Source organism: Pseudomonas sp. B21_DOA, from assembly GCA_030544685.1.
Classification (GTDB): Bacteria; Pseudomonadota; Gammaproteobacteria; order Pseudomonadales; family Pseudomonadaceae; genus Aquipseudomonas; species Aquipseudomonas fluorescens_AO.
Genome location: CP086683.1, coordinates 2,803,816 through 2,821,282, shown reverse-complemented (window position 1 = coordinate 2,821,282; position 17,467 = coordinate 2,803,816). Strand labels below are relative to the sequence as shown.

The 17,467-nt window shown below is 59.2% G+C and carries 10 protein-coding genes, 1 tRNA gene and 3 pseudogenes; 5 read left to right on the top strand and 9 right to left on the bottom strand.

Annotated features, from left to right (window positions below):
- Positions 1-99 precede the first annotated feature (99 nt).
- A pseudogene (locus LJU32_12950) lies at positions 100-752 on the top strand (HAD-IB family hydrolase).
- Positions 753-865: 113 nt separating this feature from the next.
- On the opposite strand, the gene LJU32_12945 reads toward LJU32_12950, so the two are convergent.
- Positions 866-1,828 carry a zinc-binding dehydrogenase gene (locus LJU32_12945; GenBank protein WKV90912.1) on the bottom strand — a complete coding sequence of 321 codons (963 nt, stop codon included), beginning with the start codon at positions 1,826-1,828 and terminating at the stop codon, positions 866-868.
- Between the two features lie 138 nt (positions 1,829-1,966).
- On the opposite strand from LJU32_12945, the gene LJU32_12940 reads away from it, so the two are divergent.
- Positions 1,967-4,051 (top strand): carboxy terminal-processing peptidase, encoded by a 2,085-nt coding sequence (locus tag LJU32_12940; protein WKV90911.1) that lies wholly within the window; start codon positions 1,967-1,969, stop codon positions 4,049-4,051.
- Between the two features lie 117 nt (positions 4,052-4,168).
- Entirely contained in the window at positions 4,169-5,947 is a 1,779-nt protein-coding gene (locus tag LJU32_12935) for an EAL and GGDEF domain-containing protein (GenBank protein ID WKV90910.1), read from the top strand.
- 57 nt (positions 5,948-6,004) lie between these two features.
- Here LJU32_12935 and LJU32_12930 read toward each other — a convergent pair whose 3' ends face one another.
- From LJU32_12930 to LJU32_12900, 7 genes and pseudogenes are all read right to left on the bottom strand, one after another.
- On the bottom strand, positions 6,005-6,361 hold the full coding sequence (locus LJU32_12930; protein WKV90909.1) for a hypothetical protein: 357 nt from the start codon (positions 6,359-6,361) through the stop codon (positions 6,005-6,007).
- Positions 6,361-11,124 (bottom strand): annotated as a pseudogene (locus LJU32_12925) (RHS repeat protein). Before LJU32_12925 ends, LJU32_12930 begins: the two are co-directional and overlap by 1 nt.
- 242 nt (positions 11,125-11,366) lie before the next feature.
- Positions 11,367-11,771, bottom strand: a complete 405-nt coding sequence (locus LJU32_12920; GenBank protein ID WKV90908.1) for a sel1 repeat family protein — start codon at positions 11,769-11,771, stop codon at positions 11,367-11,369.
- Positions 11,772-12,143, bottom strand: a complete 372-nt coding sequence (locus LJU32_12915; protein WKV90907.1) for a hypothetical protein — start codon at positions 12,141-12,143, stop codon at positions 11,772-11,774.
- The gene (locus tag LJU32_12910) at positions 12,140-12,481 is read right to left on the bottom strand and encodes a helix-turn-helix domain-containing protein (GenBank protein WKV90906.1); all 342 of its coding nucleotides are present in this window, start codon (positions 12,479-12,481) and stop codon (positions 12,140-12,142) included. Before LJU32_12910 ends, LJU32_12915 begins: the two co-directional genes overlap by 4 nt.
- A 112-nt stretch (positions 12,482-12,593) precedes the next feature.
- Entirely contained in the window at positions 12,594-13,049 is a 456-nt protein-coding gene (locus LJU32_12905; GenBank protein WKV90905.1) for a DUF1232 domain-containing protein, read from the bottom strand.
- Between the two features lie 291 nt (positions 13,050-13,340).
- Positions 13,341-14,057 (bottom strand): FKBP-type peptidyl-prolyl cis-trans isomerase, encoded by a 717-nt coding sequence (locus LJU32_12900; protein WKV90904.1) that lies wholly within the window; start codon positions 14,055-14,057, stop codon positions 13,341-13,343.
- A gap of 269 nt (positions 14,058-14,326) precedes the next feature.
- Between LJU32_12900 and LJU32_12895 the strand changes: the two are divergent.
- A pseudogene (locus LJU32_12895) lies at positions 14,327-16,136 on the top strand (cytochrome c).
- A gap of 22 nt (positions 16,137-16,158) precedes the next feature.
- Positions 16,159-17,301 carry a catalase family protein gene (locus LJU32_12890; GenBank protein WKV91090.1) on the top strand — a complete coding sequence of 381 codons (1,143 nt, stop codon included), beginning with the start codon at positions 16,159-16,161 and terminating at the stop codon, positions 17,299-17,301.
- 89 nt (positions 17,302-17,390) lie between these two features.
- On the opposite strand, the gene LJU32_12885 is transcribed toward LJU32_12890, so the two are convergent.
- A tRNA-Asp gene (locus LJU32_12885) sits at positions 17,391-17,466 on the bottom strand.
- Position 17,467: the final 1 nt, after the last annotated feature.

The following is a 17,467-nucleotide window of genomic DNA, read 5'->3' as shown; positions in this document are numbered from 1 at the left end:
CTTCGAGCTACAAGCTTCAGGTTGTAGACTGCGGTGCACCTGATTTTAATTCTTGCAGCTATTAGCTCGTAGCTTGCAGCTGTTCTCGGAGAGAACCCGATGGCTTTGGCAATTTTTGATCTGGACGAAACGTTGATCCACGGCGACTGCTCCTCGCTATGGAGTGAGCAGATGGTCCGCCTTGGCTGGGTCGATGGCGAGTCGTTCATGCAGCGCGACAAGGAACTGATGGATGCCTACGGCCGCGGACATCTGGCGATGGAAGACTATATGGCCTTCAGTCTCGAACCATTGATAGGCCGCACCCTGAGGAAATCGAGCACTTGGTTGGCCCGTGGGTGGAAGATTTCATTGAGCCGATCATCTTCAGCGACGCGACCAAAACCATCGCCGCCCACCGCAAGGCCGGCGACCGGATTCTGGTGATTTCGGCATCCGGCGCGCACCTGGTTCGCCCGATCGCCGATCGTCTGGGCATCGACGAGATATTGGCCATCGAACTGGAAGTCGCCCATGGCGTGTACAGCGGCAACACCGTCGGAACCTTGACTTACCGCGAAGGCAAGATCACCCGCTTGCTGGAATGGCTGGATGCCGAAGAAGAAAACCTCGAAGGCGCGAGTTTTTATTCCGATTCGCGTAACGATCTGCCGCTGTTGCTTAAGGTGGACTTCCCGCACGTGGTCAATCCGGATCCGGTGCTGCTTGAGCACGCCGAAAAGGCCGGCTGGCCGATCCATCTCTGGAAATGACGAAGATTTAAGTAGGAGTGAGCCTGCTCGCGATGGCGGTGCTCCAGTCAACATTGATATTGGCTGACACGCCGCCATCGCGAGCATGCTCACTCCTACAGGAACCTGTTGTGTCAGCTAAGACTGTCGTCAATCACCAACACCAACTTCCCCGCCACCGTATTGCTCGCCAGTTCGGCAAATGCCGCTTCAGCATCCTTCACTGCAAACGCTTTGGCCAGTTGCGGACGCAAGCGGCCCTCGGCAAACAGTGGCCACACATGCTGGCCCAAGTCACTCAGCAGATCCGCTTTGAACTGATCACTGCGGCTGCGCAAAGTCGAACCGAGCAACTGCACGCGCTTGCCGAGCACCTGCGCCAGATCCAGCTTCGCCTCGCGCCCGCCCATCAAACCGATCAACACCCAACGGCCGTCCAGCGCCATCAGCCTGAGATTGAGCGCCGAATAATCGCCACCCACCGGATCGAGGATCACATCGAACGGCCCGAAGTCGCGCAGGCTCTCCAGATCATCGGTACGCACCACGCCGCCCTGGGCACCCAGCGCTTCGCAGTAAGCCAGGCGCTCGGCGGAACCGACGCTGACCCAGCACGGGTTACCGAAGGCTTTACACAGCTGAATGGCGGCTGAACCGATTCCACTTGCGCCGGCGTGCAGGAGAATTTTCTCACCGGGTTTCAGCGCTGCAAGTTGAAACACATTCAGCCAGACGGTGGCGTACACCTCGGGCAATGCCGCCGCCTCGATCAGCGAAACGCCCTCCGGCACCGGCAGCACGTGCCGTCCGTCGACGACCACCTCTTCAGCCATGCCGCCCCCGGCCAGCAGGGCGCAAACCCGATCGCCGACTTGCCAGGACGAGCCCGCGCCGACCTCGCTGATCACGCCGGAACACTCAAGACCGAGCACTGGGCTGGCGCCTGGCGGCGGCGGATAAAGCCCTGCCTTCTGTAATAAATCGGCGCGATTGAGGCCCGCGGCCGCTACACGGATGCGTACTTGTCCTACATCACATGTAGGACTCGGCTCTTCAAGCCATGCCACTTGACCTTCAACGCCTTGCAATGCCTTCACACTGCCTCCATAGTGAGTCTGGACTGAGCCCGAAGCTGTAGCGCCGGGCTTTTTGCATTATGCGACCGGCTCTCAAAGAACCGGCGACTTCAAAGACGGCCTAATATGCGTTATCAATTGTCCCCGCGTCGAATCAGCATGAAGCATCTGCTCCCCAGCACCGCCCTCGCTCTTTTCATCGGTATCGGTCTGTTGCCGGTGTCGGGCACCACATTCGCAGCCAACAGCTGGGACAAGTTGCAGCCTGATCGCGATGAAGTCATCGCCAGTCTGAACGTCGTCGAGTTGCTCAAGCGTCACCACTACAGCAAGCCGCCGCTCGACGATGCGCGCTCGGTGATCATCTACGACAGCTACATCAAGCTGCTCGACCCGTCGCGCAGCTATTTCATGGCCAGCGACATCGCCGAATTCGACAAGTGGAAGACGCAGTTCGACGACTTCCTCAAGAGCGGCGACCTCAACGCCGGGTTCACCATCTACAAGCGCTATCTGGACCGCGTCAAAGCGCGTCTGGACTTCGCCCTCGCCGAGCTGAACAAAGGCGTGGACAAGATGGACTTCAACACCAAGGAGACCTTGCTGATCGACCGCAAGGACGCGCCTTGGCTCAAGTCCACCGCAGAACTCGACGACCTGTGGCGCAAACGCGTCAAGGACGAAGTACTGCGCCAGAAGATCGCCGGCAAAGAGCCGAAGCAGATCCAGGAAACACTGACCAAGCGCTACAAGAATCAGTTGGCACGTCTGGACCAGACCCGTGCCGAGGATATCTTCCAGGCGTACATCAACACCTTTGCCATGTCCTACGACCTGCACACCAATTATCTGTCGCCAGATAACGCGGAAAACTTCGACATCAACATGAGCCTGTCCCTCGAAGGTATCGGCGCCGTGTTGCAGAGCGACAACGATCAAGTGAAAGTCGTGCGTCTGGTGCCAGCAGGCCCGGCTGACAAGACCAAGCAAGTCGCCCCGGCCGACAAGATCATCGGCGTTGCCCAAGGCAACAAGGAAATGGTCGACGTGGTCGGCTGGCGTCTGGACGAAGTGGTCAAACTGATTCGCGGTCCGAAAGGCACCGTGGTGCGTCTGGAAGTCATTCCGGCGAGCAATGCGCCGAACGACCAGACCACCAAGATCGTGCCGATCACCCGTGAAGCGGTGAAGCTCGAAGACCAGGCCGTGAAAAAGTCGATTCTCAGCCTGAAACAGGACGGCAAGGACTACAAACTCGGCGTGATCGAGATCCCGGCCTTCTACCTCGACTTCAAGGCCTTCCGTGCCGGCGATCCGGATTACAAGAGCACCACCCGCGACGTCAAGAAGCTGCTGACCGAGCTGCAGAAGGACAAAGTCGACGGCGTGGTCATCGACCTGCGCAATAATGGCGGCGGCTCTTTGCAGGAAGCCACCGAGCTGACCAGCCTGTTCATCGATAAGGGCCCGACCGTGCTGGTGCGTAATGCCGATGGCCGTGTCGACGTGCTTGAGGATGAAAACCCGGGCGCGTTCTACAAAGGCCCGATGGCGCTGCTGGTCAACCGCCTGTCCGCCTCGGCTTCGGAAATCTTCGCCGGCGCCATGCAGGACTACCACCGCGCTCTGATCATCGGTGGCCAGACCTTCGGCAAAGGCACCGTGCAGACCATTCAACCGCTGAACCATGGCGAACTGAAACTGACCCTGGCCAAGTTCTACCGCGTCTCCGGTCAGAGCACCCAGCATCAGGGCGTGCTGCCGGACATCGACTACCCGTCGCTGATCGACACCAAGGAAATCGGCGAAAGCGCCCTGCCGGAAGCCATGCCGTGGGACACCATCCGCGCGGCGATCAAACCGGCGGCCGATCCGTTCAAGCCGTTCCTCGCCCAGTTGAAGTCCGAACATGACGCGCGCACCAACAAGGATGCCGAGTTCGTGTTCATCCGCGACAAGCTGGCCCTGGCGCAGAAACTGATGGAAGAAAAAACCGTCAGCCTCAACGAAGCCGATCGTCGTGCCCAGCACGCCGACATCGACGCCAAGCAGCTGGCGATGGAGAACATCCGTCGCAAGGCCAAAGGCGAAGAACCGCTCAAAGAGCTGAAGAAAGAAGACGAAGACGCACTGGCCGCTGCCGAGCCGGACAAGGTCAAACCAGAAGACGATGCCTACCTGAGCGAAACCGGGCGCGTGCTGCTGGATTACCTGAAACTGAGCAATCAGGTGGCCAAGAAGTAAGTGATGGCAATTTAGTGCTGACGATCCCCGGATCGTCATCAAACAGTCATCATTCTGTCGTGCAATAAAGCGACCGGGAGCAAGCGCTCCCGGTCCTTTTTATCGCCAGAGACTGCCATGACCACGACCGAACAGCTGAGCGCCTTGAGCTCGATCCTGACTCAAAGCGGTTTACACAGCTTGTTCCAGCCGATCATCTGTCTTTCCGAACGCCGCATTCTCGGTTACGAAGCCCTGACCCGTGGCCCGTCCAACAGCCCTCTTCACTCGCCGATTGCCCTGTTCGCCGTGGCGCGACAGGCTGGCCGATTGAGCGAACTGGAGATCGCCTGCCGGCAAAGCGCCTGCCGCCGGTTCAATGAGCAGCAACTGCCGGGCAAGCTGTTCCTTAACGTGTCTCCAGAATCCTTGCTCGAAGCCGCGCACCAACCCGGGCGTACGTTGCAACTGCTGCAGGACTTGGGCATTGCGCCGAGCCAAGTGGTCATCGAGCTCACCGAGCAGACCCCGATCGATGACTTCCAGTTGCTGCAAACCGCCCTGCATCACTACCGGGCGATGGGTTTTTCCATTGCGCTCGACGATCTGGGCGCGGGGTATTCGAGCCTGCGCCTGTGGTCGGAATTGCGTCCGGATTACGTAAAGATCGATCGGCACTTCATCGATGGCATTCATCAGGATGCGTTGAAACGAGAGTTTGTCGGCTCGATTCTGCAAATCGCCAAAGCCTCGCGCGCGCAAGTCATTGCCGAGGGCATCGAGCTACCGGAAGAACTCGCGGTACTGACTGAAATGGGCGTCGATCTGGTCCAGGGTTACCTGCTCGGCCGCCCTCAGGAACATCCACCCCGCGACGCTCGCGCGATGATGCCCAAACACGACAGCAGCGCCGTCGCGCTGAACGACGAAGGCAGTGACCTCAGCGCACTGCTCAACGACCAACCCGCCGTGCACCGTGAAACACCTACCGCCACCGTGCTGGAGGCCTTTCGCCGCCAGGCCAACCTTAATTCGCTGGCGGTGCTCGACGAACAAGGCCAGCCCTGCGGCATCGTCCATCGCCACTCGCTGTCGGACGCACTGCTCAAACCGTTTGCCACCGATCTGTTCGCGCGCAAACCGATCAGCCGCCTGATGAACGATGATTTCCTCGCCGTGGAAATCAGCCAGTCACTCCAGCAAGTCAGCCGCCTGATCACCAGCCGCGCCCGCCAGCGCATCGAAGAAGATTTCATCATCACCCTCAACGGCAGCTACCTGGGGCTCGGCAGGGTCATCGACGTGCTCAAACTGATCACCGAACTGAAAATCCAGCAGGCGCGCTACGCCAATCCCCTCACCCTGCTGCCGGGCAACGTACCGATCCAGCAATGCCTCACCCGCCTGCTGCAACAGGCCCGCGAGTCAATCATCTGCTACGTCGACATCGACAGCTTCAAACCCTTCAACGACATCTACGGCTACGGCCGTGGCGACGAAGTCCTGCTCTGCCTCGCCCAATGCCTCAACGAACGCATCGACCCCACCCGCGACTTCGTCGGCCACATCGGCGGCGACGACTTCCTCCTCGTCCTCGGCCCCGAAGACTGGCGCAAACGCCTAAATCAACTGCTCGACGACTTCCAAAACCAATGCCGCCGGTTCTACCGGCCTGAGCATTTGGAAGCCGGTTGTTTTGTAGCACCAAACCGACAGGGTGTGCGGCAGGAGTTTGCGTTGTTGTCGTTATCGATTGGGGTAGTGCATCTGCGACCTGAGGCTTGCGCAACGCTTGATGCCAGCCAGCTTGCAGAGATGGCTTCGCAGGCTAAGCATCATGCTAAGGGGGTTGTGGGGTTTAGTGTGTATTTGCTCGATCCTTCGGCGTCTCCAAATGCATCTCAGTTAGTCGGTTAAACTCGACGTAGTTGAGTGCGTGCTTACTTGCCAGGCGCCACTCCAGAATGCAGATTTTTAGCCACAGCCCGTTTCATCCCGATACTTTGTTAAGCACTCCAATAGAAGTCTCATAAAACTGGACCTATCGGTAATTTCTTCGTCAAAATAAGTTGTCATTCGGTCAAATACAAGGTCGAAATTGTCGTTTCTGTCCAAAAAATGTTCGACAGTATTTATGAGCGATTCTTGTTCTGCATCTGTGTATTCATAAAATTCAGGCCTTAACACAGTATCGAAAAGTTCTTTTAACTGACGCGAATCGTTTACATTTTTTTCAACTATTAATCGCTCCCTTTCGACATCAGTAGTATTTTCTATATCAAAAACAAACAATAAGTTTTTTATATCTACAATTTCATACGTTTTTTTCATCATTCAAAATCCGCATATGAAGTCACGGTATCGCCATTAGCTCTCAGAATAACCACAGCTTTCCTCTGCTGCCCATAAATGCCGTCTCTGGTATAACCTTCCCCAATTATCTTTCCCATGTCCATAGGCCTTCTAGATGTTTGAAGATTAGTCTGACGAAATATAAGTTTTGCTCTATAGATAGCGTTCAGCTGATCTCTATGGCTGAAAAAATGAGTAGCCGCGCTTGGAATCTTTGGTTGTCCATGGAGTGATCCACCGGTGTAGGTCTCTATAACGCCAGTCGTTGGATTTTTTCCTGTCATAATCCTTTCAAATTGCGACCGTAGTGTTGTTTGGGCGCCGTGCTTTTCCAGAAAATGCTCTCCATTTTGTGGATTCTCCATTTCATGCAGTCGTCGGTATGCGTTTTCTTCAGCTAATTCATCAATCCTCGCCCGACGCTCCTGAGCCGTCATCTTCGGCAGCGCAGGTTCACCATCATCCACGTTAGCCCCGCCAATCCCACCCGGCACCTCACACCCAGGCTTATTCGGCGGCGGGCAATTGGACGTCAACCCCAACGGATCCACCCACCCCGTCGGATTCGGCACGTACTGGTACTGGTTCAACCCACCCGCGAGCTTCACCGGATCCGGCGTCAGGTACCGTCCCAATCTCGGGTCGTAATACCGATGGCGGTTGTAATGCAGCCCACTTTCAACATCGAAGTACTGCCCCTGAAAGCGCAGTGGTTGATCGAGGTAATCCTCGCCAGCGAGGGTGACGGCGGCGACTTTGCCGTAGGCGTCGTATTGCGCGGACCAGACGATTTCGCCGCTGTAGTCGGTGAGTTCCTGCGGGGTGCCGAGGTGGTCGAGTTGGTAGTAGAACGGGCAGGCCTTTTTCGGGCCTTTGCCATCCAGCATCGCGAGTGGGCGGAAGGTGCCGGGTTCGTAGAGAAAGCTGCGGTATTGGCTGGCGCTGCTTTCGGCGACGAGCTGGTCGCCTTGCCAGAAGAATTCGGTGACGGCGTCGTCGACGGTTTTGCGGATGCGCCGGCCGAAGGCGTCGTATTGATACGTGGCGGTCTGGCCGTCCGGGCGGGTCAGGCCGATCAGGCGGTGCTGGCAGTCGTAGCGGTATTCGGTGATGAGGGTCTGGCCATGGCCGCGGCGTTCGCGGATCAGGTTGCCAAAGGCGTCGTAGTCGTAATGACGGTCACCCTGCATCAGCAGGCGATTGCCCTTGATCTGCGCAGCGCCGGGGCGGTCCTGCATCAGCAGGTTGCCGGCCGGGTCGTGGGCGAAGGATTCGGGCAGTTCGTCGCGCGAGTGGCGTACCCGAATCAACCGATCAAGGGCGTCGTAGCCGTAGGTGCGCTGGCCGTGTCGGCTGTCGGCGATGTGCTCGAGATTGCCGTTGGCGCTGTAGGCATAATCGCGGCGGTACAGCGAGGAATGGCGATGGCCTACGGCGTGGGCGAGCAAGCGGCCCTGGTCGTCGTAGGCATATTCGCTGAGCAGCAGACCTTGCTGACGCTGCTGCTCGCGACCGGATTGATAGACGTGGCGGGTCAGCGGCGTGCCGTTGAGGTCGATGGCGCTCAGCGCACCGCCCTTGGCGTAGTGATAATCGAGCTTGCTGTTGTCCGGCAGGCGCAGGCGTTTGAGCTGACCGCAGGCGTCATAGGCGTAGCGCAGAGTGCCCCAGCCCTGGTGCTCGGTGATCAAGCGGTCCTGACGGTCGTACTCGAAGGCCAGCGGATGGTTCTGGCCGTCATCGACAGCGATCAACCGACCGAGGCGATCATAGTCGTAGCGAACTTTGCTCCCATCGGGCAGGGTTTTGACGAGTAAACGGCCGGCCCTGTCTCGCTCGTAGCGGGTGACCAGACTGGGACCGAAATCACCAAACTCGGTCTTTTCCAGCAGGTGCCCGTTGAGATCGTAGGCGTAGGCCGTGCGCCGCCCATCAAACCCGGTTTCCTGTCGGATCAATCCGGTCGGCGTGTAATCCAGTCGGTATTTTTCGCCCGATTCGTTTTCAATCTCGGTCAGCAACAGCCGCGCATGGTCATAGCGATACTGCACGCGGGTGCCGTCGGGGTTGATCCGTCGCGAGACCAGGTGCAGGTCGTCGTCATATTCGTAACGGGTGATACGACCGAGCTCGTCGCGCTCAGCAGTGACTTGCCCGTAGGCGCCGTAGCTGTAGGCACGGGTGCTGCCCGTAGGAGAAGTCGTCAGGATCAGTCGGCCGGCCGCGTCCCACTGCTGCCGGCTGACAACACCAAATTCGTCCTGGGTGGTAATCCGCCGACCCAGCGCGTCGTAGGAAAAACGCCGCACGCCACCATCAGGCAGGGTTTCTTCGATGAGCTGGCCGAGCTCGTTCCACACCCAGCGATGGCGGCTGCTGTCCGGATAACGCAGCGACAGCAACTGGCCGCGCAGGTTGTAGTAGTAATGCGTTACCTGGCCGTCGGGATCGACCGCTTCGGTGACGGCGCCTTCAGCGTTGCGCCGATAGATCCACACCGCATCACCACGGCAACGTTTGTAGAGAAAACCGTTGCGGTACTCGTAGGACGTTGGCGCATCGTCCGGCGGAATCAGCGCGATCAGCCGTCCGACTTCGTCGTAGCGGTATTCGGTGACCGCGCCCAGAGCATCCTGCTCGGCGATCAACCGGCCTTGCCCGTCATATGCCTTGAGCTGCTCGCCGCCATCGGCCGCGACCTGGCGCACCAGACGCGCACGTTCGTCGTGGACGTAGACCTCTTCGGTGCCGTCGACGTAATGCACGGTCACGCTGGCGTCGTCATCGTTCCAGACGTAACGGGTGTTCATCTGCGAGAACGACGCCCAGTGCCGCACGCAGCGGGCGGCTTTGCCCTCGCGCTGCCATTCCCAGAAGAAGCTCGCGCCGCCGGTCAGCTGGCGCTGGAGGATGACGTGGTGGTCGTCATAGTCGTAGCGCTCGCTGTCGCCGACCGCGTTGGTCGCGACCAGCAGGCGTTGGCGGGCATCGAAGCTGTAGGTGGCGAGGTTTTGTTCGGTGATCCACTCGCCCTGAGCGAACACCTGATAGTCGACTGCCACCAGTTGCGTGCGGTCATAACGCAACAGCAGGGCGCGGCCGGCGCCGTTGTCCAGACGCTGGATGCGGTCGGAGCGATCGCGTTGCAGGGTCAGACGATTGCCGTAGACATCGCTGATTGCCGTGAGCCGGCCGGCGCGAAAGTGATAAAACCGCGCGCTGTCGCCGGCCAGAGCAAGGATCAGTTCTTCCGGTTCATCACCGAGAAAGATCGCCGCCCGCGACAGACTGTTGTGGATCGCCGGGCGCACGACATTGGGCAGGGAAAGCGGGTGCGGCGGTTCTCGTGGTCGATCCAGGTCACGCCATCGCCATCGAAGGCCAGCCGATGCGCGAGCGTATGGCTCCAGCCAAAACCCAGGCCGATGTCGATCTCGACCGCGCTGCTGCGGTACAAACGGGTGAACTCGAACGGAAGCACGCCGTCGAGCACGGCGTCGGTCAGGGTCAGCAGTTCTTCGCCGGTGACCATCGACACCGGGCAGCCGTTGGTACAGGTGTTGGGCACGCAGTCGGCGGCGTCGCCGTTGGGGTTTTTCGCCTGGTCGGGGGCGTCGTCGTGGGGCTCGTCTTTCTTCAACATGGCGTTGCGCTTGGCATCCCAGCGCAATTGCATCCGGCCCTTTTTCACTCCGGCGGCGATACCCCGCGCGGCAACGGCTTTGTAGCGGTCGACGTATTCAATAAAGGCGTTGACGATGCTGAACAGCGCCTTGACCAGACGCTTGGCGACGTTGAACAGCTGCGTTGCGCGGTCAGCCAGACGCAGCGTCAGATAAACGATTCCCGCCCCGCTCCGATAAACGTCAGCACCACGCTGATCAGTACATCGATGATCAGTTGCACGATCATCATCGACGCCACTTCAGCAGACTTGCCGGCAATCTCGCTGGGCGGCAGCATGTCCAGCCACAGGCTTGCCGACCTCAGCAGCAAGCACATCGCCGCTTCGTCACTGGCCAGCAACTGCAGCTTTTCCATGAGATCCGGCGCGGTCTGCGCCAGCTTGATCAGGTCAGCCGCGCCACTGCCCAGACGCTCGGCAAACTTGCCGGGATCCTGAAGAATTTCCGAGAGCAGACCGAGGCTGTCCCATACCCCTCGATGGCCGCCCAACTACCGGCGAGCATGCCGTTGCTGGCTGCGGTTGCCACCGACTGTGACCACTGCGGCTTGAAACCTTGCCACTCGCTACGCAGCCAGCGTTCAAGTTCGCCGATCAAACCGTCATAGGATTCGAACAGCTCGGCGATTTGATCGGAGGTGACTGCGCCATGAACATGCACGCGGTAGAACTTGCCCGGTTCGCCTCTGAATTCACCCCTGCCCTGCTGATCAAGGGTGACCGGAGTGGTCTTGCCGCCCGCCACGTCGACCACATCGACTTTGATGTTGCCCAGCGGGATGTCATAGACCGATTCGAACTTGCTCTCGATCTGCATCAGCCCGCCCTGCGGGCATTGAACGACACTGGAGGAAAATTCGTCGTCGCTGCTGCTGACCGCCGAGCTGCGATCACCAAAGCGAATGATCCGCTCCATGCCCACCAGCGACGGCAGGTCTGCTGCCTCGCTGACTTGATCGGCCCTGCGACTCAGCCAGTGATCAAGCTGTTTGCGGTAGAGGCTGAGGGTTTGCGGAAAGCTGTCGAGTTCCTGCTCGATGCGCGCGATGGCTTCCATCAACACACGCGAGCAAACATGGTGGGCTGAAAAACGGGCTGAAGCATGAGCGGTCCCTCGCGCAAGAAATTAGTCGCGGGAACTGTGCGGGGGATCAGAAAGGAAAGAAGTCAGGCGAGTAGGCAAAGGATGTAGGACTAATCTGCAATCGAGCTTCAAGCGAAAAACGTGCAGGCAGAAACGTAAACGCGGCGCGAGGAAAACCTCACGCCGCGTTTACTTAGAAGACATATATGGAATTACTACGTTGAATCACCAGCCTTCAGCTGTTGCAGCTTCAGCTCGGCCAACGGATGCCCGGCCCTGGCGGCCATGCTCCACCAACGAGCGGCTTCAGCGGGATCCGACGCCTTGCTCGGGGTACCTGCAAGGCAAATGACGCCGACTTGATACGCCGCTTTGCCGTCGCCAGCCAGCGCCGCCAGGCGTAGTAAACGCACGCCTTCTTCATGCGCGCCTAGCCCGACGCCGCGAAAAGTCAGAATGTGCCCATAAAAGCTTTGCGCACCGACATCGCCGAGGTTGGCCATGCGCGCAAACCGGCCTTCGAGCCAGCGCCAGCCACGCGGCTGGCGGACGAACCACGACCAATGAAACAGTCTGCGCGCCAGCCAGTAACCGGCTCGCGCCTTGAGGCGCAGAAACACTCAGGCCTCCGCCGATTCAGGGTATTCGTATTCGAAGACGCGGACCACTTCGGACGCATGCCAGGACGCCGCTGCAACGCCGTCCGACGGCCCGGAAAAGCGCCCCAGACGCTCGACACATTCAAAGAACCCGGTACGCGGCAAACGACTCGCGCCCTGACTGATGACCAGCGAACTGCGCAACGGCTGTTCGGCTTTGGCATCCAGTGCGGCCAGATGCTCAAGCGCAGCCGTAAGCGTCTGCATCGCCGGAGTCGGCAGTTGCAAACGCTCGAGCAGAGCTCGATAAGTCAGAAGATGGCGCTGACGGCGCGCCTGATCCAGTTCCCCCAGCAATCCGTCCCAATGTTGACGGCTGATGCGTACGCTCACGATTCATCCCTCCAACCTGGCACCGTCAGTTCCCAGGCCAGGCTGCGGCGAATCGCGGCGTCGGGCTGACGCTCACCACTTTCGATCATGGCCAGATAAGACGGGCTGATGCCTACCGTGCGGGCCAGCGCCTCGATGGCGATGCCCTTCCCTTCGCGCAAACTGCGTAATTGATCCAGAGCCGGAAGAATCGGCTCCGGCGAGGCGGCGAGCGGCGCTGCTGGCTGCGGCGCCGGTGTTGCGTTGATCCCTGCTGCTTTCAGTAGAGCCTGATATTGAGCCCACGGCAGAACCGCGTATTCGGGTTCGCCATCGCGTGCAATTATCTGAATATCCATGACTACCCCGTAGGACAACACCACTTAGCGAGTCGGCACTTTTCCCTAGAAGTGTAATCCTAACAGCGGCTAAGGTCGCGAGTGGTATCTATCTGTAGGCAGTCTTGGTCAGTCAGGGCTTTTTCGGGCCTTGCAGCTGCAATTGTTCAGGGGTATCAGGGAGGCGTTCAACCACCGCCAGCTTCTCGGGTTGCTGACGCTTGCGCCACAGGCGGAAGGCGTTGAGCTCGTCATCGAGGGTTTTCATCAGCCAGGCGAGGACCGCGATGTCATCGAGCATGCCGAACATGGGAATGAAATCCGGAATGGCATCCACCGGGCTGAGGAAATACATCAGGCCCGCCACCACCGAAATCAGCGATTTGGCACTGATCGCGCGGTACTCGCCACGCCAGTAGGCCAGGCACAGCGACTGCAGCAAGCGCAGGTCATCCTTGAGTTTGCCCAGACGATTGCCTTGCGCGGCGCCTTTGCTGGCCACGGCAAACAATAGGGTCGGCAGGCGTCCACGGGCCAGCAGGCGACCGGCCAACGGCAGGAATCGAGCGAAATTCCATGGAGCTTTCATCTATTCTTCCTGTTGAAATGTTATCCACACAAATTGTGGATAACCTTGTGAACAGAGCTGCTTTTCAACGCTGAGAGCCCCGTTTCATAAGGGCTGCGCTTAGATCGGGCGTTTTTTACTCACATAAAAAGCCCAATATTTCATTGACTTGGCGGCTCAGGGCGTCTAGTGCGGGCAGCCTCAAAGCTATGACTGTGTTGAACGGCGTCAGTTCGCTCTGTTTACCTTCCCTGACCTGCAGATGCAACAACGCCCCGCATAAGCGAGGCGTTGTTTTCGAGCCGTTGCGTGTTACTTGGCAGCGGCGTCTTCTTTGGCTGGATCCTTGATGGCCAGCAGTTCCAGGTCGAAAACCAGAACCGAGTTGGCCGGGATTGCCGGGCTTGGCGACTGTGCGCCGTAAGCCAGATCGCTAGGGATGTACAGTTTGTACTTCTCGCCAACGTGCATCAGTTGCAGACCTTCAACCCAACCCGGGATCACGCCACTGACTGGCAAATCGATCGGGCTGCCGCGCTCGACGGAGCTGTCGAATACGGTGCCGTTGGTCAGCTTGCCGGTGTAGTGAACAGTGACGACGTCGGTCGGCTTAGGCTGTGGGCCATCGGCTTTCTTCACTACTTCGTACTGCAGGCCCGAAGCGGTGGTGGTTACACCGGCTTTCTTGCCATTCTCTTCGAGGAATTTCTTGCCGGCGGCTGCCGACTCTTCGCTCATCTTGGCCATGCGCTCTTCAGCACGCTTTTGCAGCGAGGCGAAGGCTTCGACCAGCTCTTCATCTTTCAGCTTCTGTTCTTTCTTGCCAACGGCATCTTCGATGCCCTGGGCTACCGCTTTGGAGTCCAGATCATCCATGCCTTCCTGGGCAAGGCTTTTGCCCATGTTCAGGCCGATGCCGTAGGAAGCTTTTTGCGCCGGGGTTTTCAGCTCTACGCTGGTCTGCGAGTCACAACCCGCGAGTACCAGGCTAACCAGGGCTACCGCCGCCGCCAACCGATGCTGTTTCATGCTATTTCCTTGTTCATGCGCCGAATGGGCAATCGAGTAAAGCCGCGAGCTTATCAGGCCGCCACGACCAATGGCTACCGGCATGAGAGCAGGAATCTTCCGATAAGTTCAGGGATTAAAACGCATTTGGGCAGCGGCTGGATGAAGCTTCTGTCATCCGTGGACGACAAGGCTTATCGGCTCACGGCTCAACATCTGGCGTAATGGCCACTTGCCCAGCCCGCACGGCTCAGGCATAACAGCGCAACAATTCGACAAGGATGTTCAACTTGCGCCTCTTATCCCGCGTTCTCGCTGTGGTGATCGTGCTGGCGGTAATCGCTCTTGCAGTGATCGTCTATTACGTCGCCAACCCGAAACTGCCCTTCTACACCCCACCCCAGCAGGTGCGCTACCTGGATCAGTGGAGCGAAGCGCAACGCCAGACTTACTACTTCACGCCGCAGGGCACGCAAGTCAAAGGCCTGCGCTACGAGTGGTTTCAGGCACTGGAATTGCCCTTCTCCGAACAGCGCTTCGCCTCCTCCGAATACCTCGCCCGCTTCGGTTTTCTGGTCGACCCGCAGCAGAAAGCGAGCGCGAACAACCCCGGCAACCTCCCCGTCGGTTTTGCCCGGCACCAGAATCCCGTCAACGCTTCCGAGCACTATCTGGACATCACGTGCGCCGCTTGCCACACCGGCGAGTTGCGCTTCAAAGGTCAGGTCGTGCGCATCGATGGCGGTGCCGCGCAACACGTATTGCCTTCCAGCGTTCCTACGTTGCGCGGTGGCAGCTTCGGACAGGCCCTGGTCGCCAGTCTCGCCTCGACTTACTACAACCCATGGAAATTCGAGCGCTTCGCCCGTCAGGTGCTCGGAGATGATTACGAAGCGCGCCGCGAACAATTGCGCAGCGAGTTCAAGACCTCACTGAACACCTTCGTCAAAGTGGCCTGGAACGACACGCATCGCGGCCTCTATCCGACCGAGGAAGGCCCGGGGCGCACCGATGCGTTCGGCCGGATTGCCAACGCCACCTTCGGCGATGCGATTTCCCTGCCAACTACCGCGTAGCCGATGCCCCGGTGGATTATCCGCAACTGTGGGACATGTGGACGTTCGACTGGGTGCAGTGGAACGGCTCGGCCCAGCAGCCAATGGCACGAAATATCGGCGAGGCGCTCGGCGTCGGTGCCACGCTGAACTTTTTCGATGGCAACGGCCAACCGCTGCAAGGCGCTGAGCGCTACCCTCCAGCGTGCGCGTGCGTGATCTGCACGCCATCGAAGAAACCTTGCAACAGCTGAAGCCGCCAACCTGGCCGGAAGATCTGTTCGGTGCGATCGACAAGCCGCTGGCCGCCAAAGGCCGCGCGCTGTTCGCGGAAAACTGCGCCGGCTGTCATGTCCCGCGTCAATCCCAGGAAGGCGAACGCTGGGTGCAGCACTTGCACATGATTCCCTTGGAGATGATCGGCACAGATCCGAACGCGGCCAACAACATCGCCAGCCACCGTTTCGACCTCACCGCCCTGCAATGGGAGGTCAAAGAGCTGGAAAAGATGGACGTCAGACTGCACCCCGAACCTAAAGCGCCGCTTGATCTGAGCCAATTGTCGGTGGCCAAGGGCCTGGCTTACGTCACCGCGTTCGTGGAAAACCGTGCCTATCAAGAAGCGAAGATCACGCCGGAAGAAAAATCGCGCATGGATGGTTTCGGCCTGCCGATCGGGGTGCGCGAAAAAGTCGCTTACAAAGCCCGGCCGCTGGCGGGCGTGTGGGCGACTGCGCCGTTTCTGCACAACGGTTCAGTGCCGAGCATCTATCAGTTGCTGTCACCGCAGGACGAGCGTGCGACGACCTTCTATAAAGGCACGGTCGAATACGACCCGCGCCATCTCGGCTATCGCACCGAGGCGTTCACCAACGGTTTTCTGTTCGACACGCGCGTCAGCGGCAACCGCAACAGCGGCCACGAATTCCGCGCCGGCGCACGCGGCAACGGGGTGATCGGCCGACTCTTGCAACCCCAGGAGCGCTGGGCGTTGCTCGAATATCTGAAAGTATTGGGCGGACCACTGGAGGCGCAGTTGCCATGATCATGCCGACATTCAAAAGGAACTGCCGCCACTCGCGCGTTTCTGGCTTTGGCTGGGACGCTTGCTTGGCAAGACGCTGCTGATCCTGCTGATCATAACCCTGCTCGGCTGGGCCATCGCCACCGCGTGGTTTGCCTGGCAGCATCGCGGGCCGGTGTCGGCGCAGGAACAGATTCCAGCAGGCGAAGCGGCGATGACCCAGGACGTCATCCAAACCGCAGTGCGCATCGTCGACCAGCACCGCGAACCCACGCGTTATCTGCGCGATGCTCACGCCAAGGCGCATGGCTGCGTGAAGGCGCAAGTGCAGGTGTTACCGGAACTGGCGCAATCGCTGCGACAGGGTGTGTTCAGCGAGCCGGGCAAGACCTGGCAAGCGCTGATCCGGTTGTCCAACGGCAATGCCTATCCGCAATTCGACAGCATTCGCGACGCGCGCGGGATGGCGATCAAGTTGCTTGAGGTTCCTGGCACGCAACTGCTCGGCAGTCGCCAGGACCAGCATGAACAGGATTTCGTGATGTTCAGCCATCCGAATTTCTTTGTCAGCGATGTCGCCGAGTACCGTCAGAATGTGGCGGCGCAGGCTGATGGCAAGAAGGTCATGGCGTTTTTTCCGACATGGGATCCGCGCACTTGGCAGGTCCGTCATCTATTCATTGCGCTGGCAACCCTGTCAGCACCGCCGGACAGCCCGACCGCGACGACCTACTTCTCGGTATCGCCTTACAAATTCGGTGAGGCCAATGCCAAGTTCCGCGTCGTGCCGGATCCGGAGCGTTGCCCGGCGTATATGCTGCCCAAACAGAATCACGACTTGCCGAATTTCCTGCGCAGCGCACTGAATCAGCAGTTGTCGACGGATCGGGTGCCGGCGTGCTTCGCCCTGCAGATCCAGCGCCAGGACGCGAACAACTACATGCCGATCGAGGACACCAGCATTGAGTGGCGTGAGCAGGATGCACCGTTTGAAACCGTGGCGCGGATCACCCTGCCCGCGCAGGACTTCGACACGCCGGCGCTAAATGTGCAATGCGACAACCTGTCGTTCAATCCGTGGTTCGGCATCGAGGCGCATCGGCCGATTGGCGGGATCAATCGCTTGCGCAGGGCGGTGTATGAGGCGGTGAGCGATTATCGGCATGCCCGCAATGCGGCGCAGTAGCGCGACGATTTATAAATCGCAGACAGCAAAAAGCCCGCACAAGGCGGGCTTTCCGTTGGTGTCTGGCGTTCAGTTCCAGATACCGAATATGGCGCAGCGGACGGGACTCGAACCCGCGACCCCGGCGTGACAGGCCGGTATTCTAACCGACTGAACTACCGCTGCG